General features: G+C 40.9%; 2 protein-coding genes. One reads left to right on the top strand and one right to left on the bottom strand.

The window, feature by feature from the left end; translation table 11 throughout:
• Positions 1 to 119: 119 nt before the first annotated feature.
• A complete protein-coding gene (locus ACFQ2O_RS21825; RefSeq protein WP_377533062.1) occupies positions 120 to 689 on the top strand; it encodes a hypothetical protein in 570 nt (189 codons plus the stop codon).
• A 56-nt stretch (positions 690 to 745) separates the two neighbouring features.
• On the opposite strand, the gene ACFQ2O_RS21830 is transcribed toward ACFQ2O_RS21825, so the two are convergent.
• A partial coding sequence (locus ACFQ2O_RS21830; protein ID WP_377533064.1) for a hypothetical protein occupies positions 746 to 954 on the bottom strand: 209 nt, incomplete at its 5' end.

A 954-nucleotide genomic window follows, 5' to 3' on the forward strand; every position in this document is an offset into this window, starting at 1 on the left:
TTTTTGTTAAAAATTATATTTACCTACGTTCTAAAACTTATTCTGCCCCCTTAACTTAGAACCGGACTTTGCAGTAAAACAGGATTCAAACGCCCTAAGCCTATACATAGAAATACTTTATGCATACTATTGAACCATATTATAACTGGATAGATAAATACTCTGCCTCAGAGGACCCTCGCTCGCCACTTTATGGCGCTGAAAACAGTTTGTCTCAATACACCCATACTATTTACGGCTATTATATACATCCGCAGTGGGATGACATTGAGTCTGAAACGCTCTTCCTTAAAATTCTTTACGCAGATTATGACCTGCGTTTTGCCGTGATAGAGTTGATTGGGGAATGGAATGATACGCTCCACAACGATATCATGCAGTTGAAGCGAAACATTATAGATCCGCTGATAACAGAAGGCATCAACCATTTTATATTGATCGGTGAGAATGTGTTTAACTTTCATGGCTCCGACGATGCCTATTACGAAGAGTGGTTTGAGGATGTGGAAGATGGCTGGATAGCTGCCCTTGGGTTTCAAGACTTCGTACTGAGCGAAATGAGGAACTACAACATTGATTATTATATTAACTCCGGCGGCAGCCTGGAAGATGTACATTGGCGCACATTTACGCCCAAGCGACTTTTTGCCCTTGTAAATAGCATGATCCAGAAACGCCTGGGAGCTTAAAAACAGAAGAGGGGGCTATGGTATAGCCCCCTCTTCTGTTTTTAAGTATATTGTTATTATTGTACTTCTCTTTCTATTTCCTCAGCGCCTTCTTCCACGCCATCTTTTACATCTTCAGCACCTTCTTCAATATCATCCCCTACTTCGTCTGCTCCATCTTCTACTTCTTCTATGCCCTCTTCTGTTCTGTTTTCAGTGTTTGAGTCGCACGAGGCAAAGGTAAAACAACCGATTGCCATCATCATAAATACTAACTTTTTCATAT

The sequence above is a fragment of the Pontibacter rugosus genome (assembly GCF_042678745.1).
GTDB lineage: Bacteria > Bacteroidota > Bacteroidia > Cytophagales > Hymenobacteraceae > Pontibacter > Pontibacter rugosus.